11 protein-coding genes are annotated in these 13,931 nt (G+C 66.0%); 10 read left to right on the top strand and 1 reads right to left on the bottom strand.

From position 1 onward, the window contains the following. Positions 1-42 precede the first annotated feature (42 nt). From ftsW to lpxC, 8 genes are all read left to right on the top strand, one after another. Positions 43-1,236, top strand: a complete 1,194-nt coding sequence (gene ftsW, locus ACZ50Q_RS24730; RefSeq protein ID WP_076518853.1) for a putative lipid II flippase FtsW — start codon at positions 43-45, stop codon at positions 1,234-1,236. Further along, positions 1,233-2,309 carry an undecaprenyldiphospho-muramoylpentapeptide beta-N-acetylglucosaminyltransferase gene (murG, locus tag ACZ50Q_RS24725; protein ID WP_464079833.1) on the top strand — a complete coding sequence of 359 codons (1,077 nt, stop codon included), beginning with the start codon at positions 1,233-1,235 and terminating at the stop codon, positions 2,307-2,309. Before ftsW ends, murG begins: the two co-directional genes overlap by 4 nt. Beyond that, entirely contained in the window at positions 2,306-3,712 is a 1,407-nt protein-coding gene (murC, locus tag ACZ50Q_RS24720; protein ID WP_464079832.1) for a UDP-N-acetylmuramate--L-alanine ligase, read from the top strand. Before murG ends, murC begins: the two co-directional genes overlap by 4 nt. Continuing rightward, positions 3,709-4,659 (top strand): D-alanine--D-alanine ligase, encoded by a 951-nt coding sequence (locus tag ACZ50Q_RS24715; protein ID WP_092581283.1) that lies wholly within the window; start codon positions 3,709-3,711, stop codon positions 4,657-4,659. Before murC ends, ACZ50Q_RS24715 begins: the two co-directional genes overlap by 4 nt. A gap of 12 nt (positions 4,660-4,671) precedes the next feature. Further along, a complete protein-coding gene (locus ACZ50Q_RS24710) occupies positions 4,672-5,496 on the top strand; it encodes a cell division protein FtsQ/DivIB (protein ID WP_092581282.1) in 825 nt (274 codons plus the stop codon). A 4-nt stretch (positions 5,497-5,500) separates the two neighbouring features. Beyond that, positions 5,501-6,727: a cell division protein FtsA gene (ftsA, locus tag ACZ50Q_RS24705; protein ID WP_006217473.1), complete on the top strand. Its 1,227-nt coding sequence runs from the start codon at positions 5,501-5,503 to the stop codon at positions 6,725-6,727. Positions 6,728-6,914: 187 nt separating this feature from the next. Then, positions 6,915-8,099, top strand: a complete 1,185-nt coding sequence (gene ftsZ, locus ACZ50Q_RS24700; protein ID WP_076518858.1) for a cell division protein FtsZ — start codon at positions 6,915-6,917, stop codon at positions 8,097-8,099. A 240-nt stretch (positions 8,100-8,339) separates the two neighbouring features. Then, a complete protein-coding gene (gene lpxC, locus ACZ50Q_RS24695; RefSeq protein ID WP_056320776.1) occupies positions 8,340-9,263 on the top strand; it encodes a UDP-3-O-acyl-N-acetylglucosamine deacetylase in 924 nt (307 codons plus the stop codon). Between the two features lie 214 nt (positions 9,264-9,477). On the opposite strand, the gene ACZ50Q_RS24690 is transcribed toward lpxC, so the two are convergent. Beyond that, positions 9,478-9,885 carry a DciA family protein gene (locus ACZ50Q_RS24690; protein WP_083714249.1) on the bottom strand — a complete coding sequence of 136 codons (408 nt, stop codon included), beginning with the start codon at positions 9,883-9,885 and terminating at the stop codon, positions 9,478-9,480. Positions 9,886-10,014: 129 nt separating this feature from the next. On the opposite strand from ACZ50Q_RS24690, the gene ACZ50Q_RS24685 reads away from it, so the two are divergent. After that, a complete protein-coding gene (locus ACZ50Q_RS24685; protein WP_076518859.1) occupies positions 10,015-10,989 on the top strand; it encodes a M23 family metallopeptidase in 975 nt (324 codons plus the stop codon). A gap of 190 nt (positions 10,990-11,179) precedes the next feature. Beyond that, positions 11,180-13,915 (top strand): preprotein translocase subunit SecA, encoded by a 2,736-nt coding sequence (secA, locus tag ACZ50Q_RS24680; protein ID WP_092581280.1) that lies wholly within the window; start codon positions 11,180-11,182, stop codon positions 13,913-13,915. The last annotated feature ends 16 nt before the right edge of the window (positions 13,916-13,931 follow it).

The following is a 13,931-nucleotide window of genomic DNA, read 5'->3' as shown; positions in this document are numbered from 1 at the left end:
TCCCCAGGTGAATGCCATCGTGCGTCGCGCCGAGGCCTCCCAATGAGCCTGATCGCCGACCTCACCGCCAGCGTCAATGCCGTACGGCCCGGCCGTACCCGCATGCGCAACTTCGACCTGCCGCTCGTCATCGCGGCGTCGACGTTGCTGCTGCTCGGCCTGCTGATGGTGTATTCGGCGTCGATCGCGCTGGCCGACGGCCCGCGCTATGCGTCCTATGGCCGCTATTACTTCGTGATCCGCCACGGTCTCTTCGTGAGCGCGGGCCTGGTCGGGGCCGCCGTCGTGCTGTCGATTCCCATCCGGGTCTGGCAGCGCCTTGCCGTGCCGCTCTTCGTGGTGGCGATCACCTTGCTGGTCGCCGTCCTGATTCCCGGCATCGGGCGCGAAGTCAACGGCGCGCATCGCTGGATTCCGCTGGGTCCGCTGAATTTCCAGCCGTCCGAACTGATGAAGCTTGCCGCGCTGCTGTACGCGGCCGACTACACCGTGCGCAAGCAGGAACACATGCAGGCGTTCGCCCGCGGCTTCCTGCCGATGGCCGTTGCGCTGGCGGGCGTGGGCATGCTGCTGCTGCTTGAACCCGATCTGGGCGCGTTCATGGTGATCGTGGCCATCGCGATCGGCATCCTGTTCCTGGGCGGCATCAACGGCAAGTACTTCAGCAGCCTGCTCGGCGTGCTGGTCGGCACCTTCCTGATGCTGATCTGGCTGTCGCCCTGGCGCCGCGCGCGCCTGTTCGCGTACCTGGATCCCTGGAACGAAGACAACGCCTACGGCAGCGCCTATCAGCTTTCGCATTCGTTGATCGCGCTGGGTCGCGGCGAATGGTTCGGCGTGGGCCTGGGCGCCAGCGTCGAAAAACTGCATTACCTGCCCGAAGCGCACACCGACTTCCTGATGGCGGTGGTGGGCGAGGAACTGGGATTCGCCGGCGTGATGCTGGTGATCACGCTCTTTGCCATCATCGTCTACCGCGGTTTCGACATCGGACGCCAGGCCATCGCCATGGAGCGCACGTTTGCCGGCCTGGTCGCGCACGGCGTGGCGATGTGGTTCGGCGTGCAGTCCTTCATCAACATGGGCGTGTGCCTCGGCCTGCTGCCCACCAAGGGCCTGACGCTGCCGCTGATGAGCTACGGCGGTTCGGGCGTGGTGATGAACCTGTGCGCGCTGGCGATGCTGATCCGGGTCGACGTGGAAAACCGCATCATGATGCGCGGAGGACGGGTATGACCGCCTCGCGCACCATCCTGATCATGGCCGGCGGCACCGGCGGCCACATCATGCCCGGGCTGGCCGTGGCCGATGTGCTGCGCGCGCGCGGCTGGCGCGTGCTGTGGCTGGGCAACCCTGAAAAGATGGAAGGCCGGCTGGTCCCGCCGCGCGGCATCGAGCTGGTGCCGCTGCGTTTTCAGGGCGTGCGCGGCAAGGGGGCGTCGGCCCTGCTGAAACTGCCTTTCCTGCTGCTGCGCGCATTCGCGCAAGCCTGGTCGCGCCTGTCCGACGTGCGTCCCGACGTGGTGCTGGGCATGGGCGGTTACGTGGCGTTTCCGGGCGGTGTGATCGCCGCGCTGCGCGGCACGCCGCTGGTCGTGCACGAACAGAACGCCGTCGCCGGCACCGCCAACAAGTGCCTGGCCAAGATGTCGCGGCGCGTGCTGAGCGGGTTCCCCGGCGTGCTGCCCAAGGGCGAGGCCATGGGCAACCCGGTGCGCGCCGACCTGTGCGCCTTGCCCAACCCGGCCGAGCGCTATGCCGGCCGCACCGGCCCGCTGCGCGTGCTGGTAGTGGGGGGCAGCCTGGGGGCGCAGGCCTTGAATACCACCGTGCCGCAGGCGCTTGCCCGCATGCCGCTCGAAACCCGGCCCACGGTCGTGCATCAGGCTGGCGAACAACATCTGCCCGCGCTGCAGCAGGCCTACGCCCAGGCTGGCGTTCAGGCCGACTGCCGCGCCTTCATCGACGACATGGCGGGCGCCATGGCCGACGCCGACCTGCTGATCTGCCGCGCCGGCGCCATGACGGTGTCCGAAGTGGCGGCCGCCGGGGTTGCGGCGCTGTTCGTGCCATTCCCCCACGCCATCGATGACCATCAAACCGCCAACGCGCGCTTCCTGAGCGACGCGCAGGCCGCCTGGCTGCAGCCGCAGACCGCCATGACGCCCGAGTGGCTGGCGGACTGGCTGGGCCAGCGCTCCCGACAAGAACTGCAGGGTGTCGCCGTCCGGGCTCGCGAGCATGCGCGTCCCGATGCGGCTGCCCATATCGCCGACGTCTGTGAACAAGCAGCGGGGCGTTCATCATGAAACACAGAATTCAACATATCCATTTCGTAGGCATCGGCGGCTCGGGCATGAGCGGCATTGCCGAAGTGCTGCTCAACCTGGGCTACGACATCAGCGGCTCCGACCTGAACGAGTCGGCCGTGACGCGCCGCCTGGCGGGCCTGGGCGTGAAGATCGCCATCGGCCACGCGGCCAGCAACGTCACGGGCGCCAGCGCCATCGTCACCTCGACCGCCGTCGCGGGCGACAATCCCGAAGTGATCGCCGCGCGCGCGGCGCGCATCCCGGTGGTGCCGCGCGCCATCATGCTGGCCGAGCTGATGCGCCTGAAGCGCGGCATCGCCGTCGCCGGCACGCACGGCAAGACCACGACGACCAGCCTGGTGGCCAGCGTGCTGGCGGCCGGCGACCTGGATCCGACCTTCGTCATCGGCGGGCGGCTCAATTCGGCCGGCGCCAATGCGCGGCTGGGGCAGGGCGACTACATCGTGGTCGAGGCCGACGAGTCGGACGCATCCTTCCTGAACCTGCTGCCGGTGATGGCCATCGTGACCAATATCGATGCCGATCACATGGATACCTACGGGCACGACGTGGCGCGCTTAAAGAGCGCCTTCATTGAATTCACGCAGCGCCTGCCTTTCTACGGCAGCGCCGTGCTGTGCTCGGACGACGCCAATGTGCGCGAGATCATGCCGTTCGTGTCGCGTCCGATTACCACCTACGGCCTGAACGAAGAGGCCCAGGTGCGCGCCTATGAGGTGCAGGCCGACGGCACGCGCATGCGTTTCAACGTGCAGCGCACCCACCGCGACACGCTGCTGCCGCCCCTGAAGGTGGAGTTGAACCTGCCCGGGCTGCACAACGTGCGCAACGCGCTGGCCGCGATCGCCGTGGCGACCGAGCTGGGCGTGTCGGATGACGCCATCTGCGAGGCGCTGGGGTCGTTCAAGGGCGTGGGCCGCCGCTTCACGCAGACGGGCGATTTCGCCGTGCCCGCCAGCCATGGGGGCGGCACCTTCACGGTGATCGACGACTACGGCCATCACCCGGTGGAAATGGCCGCCACGCTGGCCGCCGCGCGCGGCGCCTGGCCGGATCGCCGTATCGTGCTGGCCTTCCAGCCGCACCGCTACACGCGGACGCGTGATTGCTTCGAGGATTTCGTGCGCGTGCTGGGCTCTGCCGACGCGGTGCTGCTGACCGAGGTCTACGCCGCGGGCGAACCGCCGCTGGTGGCGGCCGACGGACGCGCCCTGTCCCGCGCGCTGCGCGTGGCGGGCAAGGTCGAGCCGGTATTCGTGGAAGACGTGGCGGAGCTGCCGCAGGCAATCGTGGATTTCGTGCGCGATGGCGACGTCGTCATCGTGATGGGAGCGGGTTCGATCAGCAAGGTCCCCGCCCAGGTGGGAGAACTGGCATGAGCAAGCAATTCGGCAAAGTTGGGGTGTTGTACGGCGGCCGGTCCGCCGAGCGCGAAGTCTCGCTCATGTCGGGCAAGGGCGTTCAGGAGGCCCTGATCAGCGCCGGCGTGGACGCGCATCTGTTCGACACCGGGGAACGCAGCCTCGCCGAGCTGGCGCAGCAGGGCTTTGAACGCGTGTTCATCGCGCTGCACGGCCGCTACGGCGAAGACGGCACGATCCAGGGCGCCCTGGAATTGCTGGGCATTCCCTATACGGGAAGCGGCCCGATGGCTTCGGCCCTGGCCATGGACAAGACCATGACCAAGCGCATCTGGCTGCAGCATGGCCTGCCCACGCCCGACTTCGAAGTGCTCGACGCTGATACGGAGCTGCGCCTGGTCCCCGACCGCCTGCAACTGCCGCTGATCATCAAGCCGCCGCACGAGGGCTCGACCGTCGGCATCACCAAGGTCGTGGGCTATTCCGACATGAAGGAAGCCTACGCCGCGGCGGCGCGCTTTGACAGCGAAGTCCTGGCCGAGCAGTTCATCACCGGTCGCGAGCTGACCGTGGCCGTCCTGGGTTCCGGTAAGGCCGCGCGCGCGCTGCCGGTGATCGAGATCGCGGCGCCGGGCGGCAACTACGACTACGAACACAAGTATTTCTCCGACGACACGCAGTACTTCTGCCCGGCCGCGCTGCCGGCGGACGTGGCTGAAGACGTCGCGCGGATTGCCGTAAAGGCCTATCAGGCGCTGGGCTGCGAAGGCTGGGGGCGCGCGGACTTCATCCTCGACCGCGACAACCGGCCCTGGCTGCTCGAAATGAATACGTCGCCCGGCATGACCGGCCATTCCCTGGTCCCCATGGCGGCCAAGGCCGTCGGGATCAGCTATGCCGATTTGTGCGTGGCCATCCTGTCCGAGGCTTCGTGCAAGGTGCACAGCCCCGCCCGCAACGCTTGACCTGGATAATCCGTGTGGAACGACGCTCGCACTACCAACCTGATCGCCAACACGCTTGCCGTGCTGGCGGTCTGCGCCATGCTCGTCGCGGGCGTGGTGTGGGTGGCGCAGCGTCCGTACTTCACCTTGGCGGCGATCGAGCTGGAATCGATGCCGGACACCGAGCTGCACTACGTGTCGACGGGCGCCGTGCGCTCGGCGATCGCGGGCCGCGTCAAGGGCAACTTCTTCACGGTGGACCTGGACGAGGCGCGCGAGATCTTCGAATCGGTGCCCTGGGTCCGGCATGCCACCGTGCGGCGGATCTGGCCCAATGTGCTGCGCGTGCGCATCGAGGAACAGCAGCCCCTGGCGCTGTGGAACGAGAACCAGATGATCAACACCTGGGGCGAGGCGTTCACGGCCAACACGGGCGAGGTGGACGACGATACGGTGCTGCCGCAGTTCTCCGGGCCCGAGGGCACGGAGGCGCTCGTCGTGCAGCGCTACGCCGAGCTGGCGCGCTGGTTCGCGCCGCTGGACATGCATGTGGAGCGGTTGGAACTGAGCCCGCGCTACGCCTGGCGCGTCGTGCTGTCGAACGGCATGCTGCTGGACCTGGGGCGCGATCCGGGCGCGGACGCGCCGGATCCGCACGGCCTGCCCGGCGCCTTGCCGTTCGCGGCTCGCATTCAACGCTTTGTGCAGGCGTGGCCCGCCGTGGCGGGGCGCCTGGAAGGGCGCACCATCACGCAGGCCGACTTGCGCTATCCCAATGGTTTCGCCCTGGCGCTGGCCCCGTTGCCCGCGTCGGAAACCAAATCCAAATCCACACCGAAACCTCCCAAGAAACGCTAACGCCATGACCCGTGACATCAAGGACCTTATCGTCGCCCTCGATATCGGCACCAGCAAGGTGGTGGCTGTGGTGGCTGAAATCCTGCCTGAAGGCCGCTTCGAGGTGCTAGGCCTGGGCCAGCACGAATCGCGCGGCATGCGCAAGGGCGTGGTCGTCAATATCGAGACCACTGTGAATTCCATCCAGCGCGCGCTTGAAGAAGCCGAGCTGATGGCAGATTGCAAGATTCGCGACGTCTACACCGGCATCGCCGGCAGCCATATCCGCAGCTTCAATTCCAGCGGCATGGTCGCCGTGAAGGACAAGGAAGTCACCGCCACCGACGTCGCCCGCGTCATCGAAACCGCCAAGGCGGTGAACATCCCGACCGACCAGCAGGTATTGCACGTGCTGACCCAGGAGTTCATCGTCGACGGCCAGGAAGACATCCGCGAGCCCATCGGCATGAGCGGCCTGCGCCTCGAAGTGCGCGTGCACATCGTGACGGGCGCGGTCAGCGCCGCCCAGAACATCGTCAAGTGCGTGCGCCGCTGCGGCCTGGAAGTGCAGGACCTGATCCTGCAGCCGCTCGCCTCCAGCCTGGCCGTGCTGACGGCCGACGAGAAGGAACTGGGCGTCGTGCTGGTGGACATCGGCGGCGGCACCACCGACGTGGCCATCTTCACCGGCGGCGCGATCCGCCACACCGCCGTGCTGCCCATCGCCGGCGACCAGATCACCAACGACATCGCGGCGATGCTGCGCACGCCCACGCCCGATGCCGAAGAAATCAAGCTGCGCTACGGCGTCGCCAAGCAGGTGCTGGCCAGCCCGGACGAGTCCGTGGAAGTGCCCGGCCTGGGCGACCGCGGCCCGCGCCAGGTCAAGCGCCAGGCGCTGGGCGCGGTGATCGAGCCGCGCGTGGAAGAACTGTTCACGCTGGTGCAGCAGGTGGTGCGCGATTCCGGCTACGAAGACCTGCTGGCTTCCGGCGTGGTCTTGACGGGCGGTTCGGCGCAATTGCCCGGCATGATCGAACTGGCCGAGGACGTGTTCCTCAAGCCGGTTCGCGTGGCGGTGCCCGAGTACGAAGGCAGCCTTGCCGACGTGATGCGCAATCCGCGCTTCTCGACGGTGATGGGGCTGCTGCAGGAGGCGCGCATGCAGCGTGTGCGGGGTCGCAAGGTGGCCGCGCAGACGGGCAATTTCAAGAGCCTGCTTGCGCGCATGAAGGAGTGGTTCATGAATTAAAGGGTGCAGGTTGGGGCCTGCTCCTTGGCGCGAACCGCGGCAGTCTTGCGGGGAGCGCCAGAAAGAGGAGGCGTCTCAAACCCGTGGCGGGCCTATGTAGTCGGCGTCGGCTTTGAGGCGATTCACAAAATATAGGTTGTCGGGGAATTTTTGTGATTTGCAAAATCGGACTTGTGAGGGAGTCATCATGATGAACTTTGAGATGCTTGAGAACAACACCAAAGGGACCGTAATCAAGGTCGTTGGTGTGGGCGGTGCGGGCGGCAATGCCGTCGCGCACATGATTCGCAGCGGCGTGCACGGCGTGGATTTCATCTGCGCCAACACCGATGCGCAAGCGCTGGCGGCTACCAATGCGCCGGTGCAGATCCGTCTGGGCCGCACCGGCCTGGGCGCGGGCGCCAAGCCCGAGCAGGGACGCGCGTCGGCGGAAACCGCGCGCGAGGAGATCCGTGCCGCGCTGAACGGCGCGCACATGGTCTTCATCACGGCGGGCATGGGCGGCGGCACCGGCACCGGTGCTGGTCCGGTCGTGGCCGAAGTGGCGAAGGAACTGGGCATCCTGACCGTGGGCGTGGTCACCAAGCCTTTTTCGTTTGAAGGCAACAAGCGCCTGAAGATGGCCGAAGACGGCATTGCCGAACTGGCCAAGCACGTGCATTCGCTCATCGTGGTGCTCAACGAGAACCTCTATGAACTGATGGACGAGGACGCGACGCAGGAAGACTGCTTCCGTTCCGCCGACGACATCCTGCACAACGCCTGCGCGGGTATCGCCGAAATCATCAACGTCGAAGGCAACGTCAACGTCGACTTCGAAGACGTGAAGACGATCATGGGCGAGCAGGGCCAGGCCATGATGGGCACGGCGTCGGCGTCGGGCGCGGACCGCGCTCGCGTGGCCGCCGAGCACGCCATTGCCTGCCCGCTGCTGGAAGGCGTGGATCTGAACGGCGCGCGCGGCGTGCTGGTCAACATCACCGCCAGCCGCTCGCTGAAGATGCGCGAAACGCGCGAAATCATGGAAACGATCCGCAGCTACGCTTCGGACGACGCGACCGTGATCTTCGGCACCGCCTACGACGAGTCCATGGGCGAAAACCTGCGCGTCACGGTGGTTGCAACCGGCCTGGGCCGCGCGCAAGCCCGTCCGCAACTGGTGCAGAACACCGCTGAAATGCTGCGCACCGGCACCGACAACATGCCCATGGGCACGATGCCGGCCGGTCAAGGCGGTGACTATCGCAACCTGGACATGCCGTCGGTCATGCGCAATCCGCGCAGCCAGGCGTCGGCCCAGGTGCGTGCGCTGGAAAGCTCGGGCATGGATCACTTCGACATCCCGGCGTTCCTGCGCAAGCAGGCGGACTGAACCTAGAGCCGGTCTCCGGCTCTAACTGCACTCCCTCATCTCCGGCTCGCCTGTCCCCACGGGCGAGCCGGAGGCAGAGCGGTCCGTGTTTCCCTTGCACGTTAAAAAAGGGACGGAGGTATAGGTCGATCCGTACGCCAGCCAGATGGCGACATGGATCGGACAGCGTTACAATACATCGGTTACGCCGGCAATCTGCTCGTCATCTTGCCGGCTTCCTGATTCAAATTCCCAAGTCCCATGTTCCGACAGCGCAGCATCCAGAATCTCGTCCGCACGACAGGCGTCGGCGTCCACTCAGGACGGCGGGTGGAGCTCACCCTGCGCCCGGCACAGCCAAACACGGGCATCGTCTTTCACCGCGTGGATTTGCCGCAGGTCGTGGACCTGCCCGCCCAGGCCACTGGCGTGGGCGATACGCGCATGGCGTCCGTGCTGCAGCAAGGCAATGTGCGCGTGTCGACGGTGGAGCATCTCATGTCGGCGCTGGCCGGCCTGGGCATCGACAACCTGCACGTCGACCTCACTGCCGAAGAAGTCCCCATCATGGACGGCAGCGCGGCGACCTTTGTTTATTTGTTGCGCTCGGCCGGCATCGTCGAGCAGAACGCGCCCAAACAGTTCATCCGGGTTCTGAAGCCGGTGGAAGTGCGTGAAGGCGAAGGACGCAACGAGAAATGGGCCCGCCTCGAACCCCACGAAGGGTACGCGTTGGCCTTCTCGATCGACTTCCGCCATCCCGCCATCGACTCGACGGCCAATTTTGCAGAAATCGATTTCGCGACGCACTCGTACGTGCGCGAGATCGCGCGGGCGCGCACCTTCGGTTTCGTCAATGAGGTCGAGGCCTTGCGGTCGATGGGCCTGGCCCGCGGCGGCAGCCTGGACAACGCCATCGTCATGGACGAGTACCGTGTGCTGAACAGCGACGGGCTGCGTTACGACGACGAATTCGTGAAGCACAAGATCCTGGACGCCATCGGCGACCTGTATCTGCTTGGCAAGCCGCTGGTCGCACGCTATGTGGCGTGCAAGTCGGGCCACGGCCTGAACAACCAGCTTGCCCGCGCGCTGCTGGAGCAGCGCGATGCCTGGGAAATCGTCACCTACGAATCGCAGGCCGAAGCGCCCCAGGCGTTTCGCCACGAATGGAAGCTGGCCTGACGGGCGGCTTTCCCCCGGAGGCAGGCTTCTTGGACGAACCTGCGCACGGGGCCTGACCCCGAACCCTGCGCGGGTTCCTGCCCAAGGATGGCGAAGGTTGCCATCCGCTAGTGCAATCGTCGCAAACCGGTAGGCCATCCGATGGCCATTGGTCTGAAAAGTTGGTTTCGCTACGTTTCCGACCCAGGCGACTTGCCTGACAAAGCCGGGTGCCTCAGCTACGCTTGTGGTGCCTCAAGAGCTTGGCCACGGCATCGGCCAGCGGGCCGGGCCGCAACGTGTCATGCAGCGTTTCGAACGCGCCCAGGGCCTTGTCGCCCAGGGGTTGCGCCTCTTTGGGAGGGCGCGGCTGACGGGCGCCAGGTTTGGGCAAACCCGCTTGTACCTTGATGGCAATTTCGTTAAGGTTCCAGCCTTGGTCCGCCAGCGACCGCGCGACGCGCGGCGCCAATTGACGCATTTTGGCCGCGTGCGCGGCGGTGGGCACCACCAGGTGCAGGCATTGGTTTTCCAGCTTGCCGACCTGGCACACAGCACCCAGCGGGGCGGGCAACACCGCCGCCACCGCATACTGAATTTGCAGATGCTTGCGGGCAGTCGCCAATACGCCGGCGCCCCGCATGTCATGACCCAGCCATCCCAGGGCGGTATTTTCCACTCGCCGGCTGGAACCGGAACGTTGGCGGTATGAAGTGGGTCTATTCATGCCGGCTTTAAAAGACTTAGGAAGCAAACCTTGAAAATCGTGATTATGCACGCCCGCGACGGCCAGGACGGGCATTTCACCCTGGGAGGCGCGCGTCTGGCGTTGTTTCTGGGGGGCGCCCTGATTACCGCCGCCATTTTCGGCGCGGCGCTTCAACGATACATCACTCCCATCCTGCCCGCCGTGCACACCATGGGCTGGCCGCTGTCGGAGCAGCCCGGACGCGACGCCGATTTCCTGCGTGAAAACATGAATCTGCTGGCCGCCAAGGTGGGGTCGCTGCAGGCCAAGCTGGTCAGCATCGACGGCCTGGGCCAGCGTGTGGCCAAGGTGGCGGGCGTGGCCTACACCGATCCGGAACTGGCCCAGCAACTGGCGTCGGCCCAGGCCGAGGCGCCGGCCCATCCCGAGGCCACGCAGGTGATGGACGACCTTTTCACCGATCATCCGCCGCCCAGCGCCGCGTCCGCCGAAGCCCTCGGCCGCCAGCTCGACGAGATCCAGGCGAGGCTGTCGCAGCAGACCGACAACCTGAAGCTGCTGGATGCGGCCCTGACCAAACGTTCGGCGGATCAGGCGCGCATGCCGACCGCCATGCCGATCACCGATTATCCCTATCTGTCGTCGTCCTATGGCTGGCGCCGCAATCCCGTGACGGGCCGCTCGGCCATGCACGAGGGCCTGGATTTCGCCGCCCCGTCGGGCACGCCCATCGTGGCCGCTTCCGGCGGCGTGGTCCTGGAGGCGAAGTGGCAGCCCGGGTTTGGCAACATGGTCGAAATCGACCATGGCGACGGCCTCATCACCCGCTATGCCCATGCTTCCTCGCTGCTCGTCAAGCAAGGCGACCTGGTCGAGCGCGGCCAGCAGGTGGCCCGCGTCGGGAGCTCCGGCCGGTCCACCGGCCCGCATCTGCATTTCGAGGTGCGCCTTGCCGGCCAGCCGCTGGATCCGCGTCTCTTCCTCGGGCCGCAGCATCAACACGCGCCGCCCGCCGTGGCCCAGGCCGCCGCGCCGTGAACCCTGGCCGCGTTGGCCGGTCAAACCGGCCAACAGTGCTACCCTGGTCATAGGTCCAGGCTATTACGCTCCAGGTGCGTTAAACTGGTTCGTTTCCCAGCGGACCCCCGCTCAACCAATAACATCAAGTCACGGGTGACGCTGCCCAAGCGTTTTCGGGTGCGGCGTGGCTCGTGCGGCCGACATACGCATGGTTTCTCTGCTCAAAAAACTCATAGGTAGCCGCAACGATCGGCTGCTTAAGCAGTATCGCAAGCTGGTAACCCAGATCAATGGGCTCGAACCCAAGATCTCCGCGCTCTCCGACGCGGAGCTGGCGGCCAAGACCGAAGAATTCCGTTCCCGCCACGCCCAGGGCACGTCCCTGGACGACCTGCTGCCCGAAGCCTTCGCCGTTGTGCGCGAAGCCGGCAAGCGGGTGTTCGGCATGCGCCACTTCGACGTGCAGATGCTGGGCGGCATCGCCCTGCATAACGGCAAGATCGCCGAAATGCGCACGGGCGAAGGCAAGACGCTCATGGCCACGCTGCCCGTCTACCTGAACGCCATCGCCGGCAAGGGTGTGCACGTGGTCACGGTGAACGACTACCTGGCCCGCCGCGACGCCGAATGGATGGGTCGCCTGTACCGCTTCCTGGGCCTGTCCACCGGCGTGGTGGTGCCGCAGCAGCCCAACGAAGAAAAGAAAGCCGCGTACGCCGCCGACATCACGTACGGCACCAATAACGAATTCGGCTTCGATTACCTGCGCGACAACATGGAATTCCGTGTTGAAGACCGGCGCCAGCGCGCGCTGTTCTATGCCATCGTCGACGAAGTGGACTCGATCCTGATCGACGAGGCCCGCACGCCGCTGATCATCTCCGGCCAGGCCGAAGACCACACCGAGCTGTACGTCCGCATGAACGCGGTGCCGCCGTTGCTCAAGCGCATGGCCAGCGAGCCCAAGCCGCAGGAGCCCGAACCCGAAGGCGACTACTGGGTCGACGAAAAGAGCCAGCAGGTCTACCTGTCGGAAGCCGGCCACGAGAACGCCGAGGGCATCCTCGCCCGCCTGGGCATCCTGCCCGAAGGCGAGTCGCTGTACGATCCCCGCCATATCGCGCTGATGCACCACCTGATGGTGGCCCTGCGCGCCAACACCCTGTTCTTCCGCGACCAGCAGTACGTCGTGCAGGACGGCGAAGTGGTCATCGTGGACGAATTCACGGGCCGCCTCATGGTGGGCCGCCGCTGGTCCGATGGCCTGCACCAGGCCGTCGAGGCCAAGGAAGGCGTGAAGATCCAGCACGAAAACCAGACGCTGGCCTCGATCACCTTCCAGAACTACTTCCGCATGTACGAAAAGCTGTCCGGCATGACCGGTACGGCGGACACGGAAGCGTACGAATTCCAGGAAATCTACGGGCTTGAAACGGTCATCATCCCGACCAACAAGCCCATGGTCCGCAAGGACCAGAACGACCAGGTCTTCAAGACCGACGGCGAAAAGTACAACGCCATCCTGGAAGACATCCGCGATTGCCACGAGCGCGGCCAGCCCGTGCTGGTCGGCACCACCAGCATCGAAAACTCCGAGCTGCTGTCGGGCCTGCTGAAAAAGGCCAAGCTGCCGCACGAGGTCCTGAACGCCAAGCAGCACGCCCGCGAAGCCGAGATCGTGGCCGAAGCCGGCAAGCCCGGCCACATCACCATCGCCACCAACATGGCCGGCCGCGGCACCGACATCGTGCTGGGCGGCAGCGTCGACAAGCAGGTCGACCTGATCCGCGCCGACGAATCGCTGTCCGAAGCTGAAAAGACCGCGCGCATCGATAAGGTCCGCGCCGACTGGAAGCCGCTGAACGAGCAGGTCAAGGCCGCAGGCGGCCTGCGCATCATCGGCACCGAGCGCCACGAATCGCGCCGCATCGACAACCAGCTTCGCGGCCGCGCCGGCCGCCAGGGCGATCCGGGCTCGTCCCGCTTCTACCTGTCGCTGGAAGACTCGCTGATGCGCATTTTCGCGGGCGACCGCGTGCGCGCCATCATGGAGCGCTTGAAGCTGCCCGAGGGCGAGCCCATCGAGGCCGGCATGGTCACGCGTTCGATCGAGACCGCGCAGCGCAAGGTGGAAGGCCGCAACTTCGACATCCGCAAGCAATTGCTGGAGTACGACGACGTCGCCAACGACCAGCGCAAGGTGCTGTACTCGCAGCGCAATGACGTGCTGGAAGCCGCCAGCGTCGGCGCCACCGTGCACAACCTGCGCGATGCGGCCGTGACGGAGCTGTTCAATACCTATGTGCCGCCGGAATCGGTCGAAGAGCAATGGGACATCCCCGCGCTGCAAAAGGCGCTGGAAGCCGACTGGCACCTGCATCTGCCGTTGACCGAGATGCTGGAAAAGGAACCCAACCTGAACGACGAGGAACTGCGCGAGCGCGTGGTGGCCGCGGCCCGCGACGCCTACCAGGCCAAGGTGGACCAGGTGGGCGAGGAATCGTGGTCGCAGTTCGAGCGTTCGATCATGCTGCAGGCGATCGACACGCATTGGCGCGAGCACCTGTCGGCGCTGGATTACCTGCGCCAGGGCATCCATCTGCGCGGCTATGCGCAGAAGAATCCCAAGCAGGAATACAAGCGCGAAGCCTTCGAACTGTTCTCGGGCATGCTGGAACGGGTCCGCGACGACGTGGTGCGCGTGCTGATGACGGTGCGCGTGCAGTCGTCCGAGCAGGTCGAGCAGGCCGAGGCCGAAGCGGCGCAACCGCATGTGCAGAACGTGCAGTACCACCACTCCGACTACGACGAGGCGCTGGCGTCCGACGCGCAGGAAACGGGCGCCCAACCCGTGCGCAATGCCGTGCCCAAGGTCGGCCGCAACGACCCGTGCCCGTGCGGCAGCGGCAAGAAGTACAAGCAGTGCCACGGCAAGCTGGTCTGATCACAGGGGAAAGCCA

Source organism: Achromobacter sp. T5-5 (genome assembly GCF_055397965.1).
This window is presented reverse-complemented; position numbering and strand designations above follow the sequence as displayed.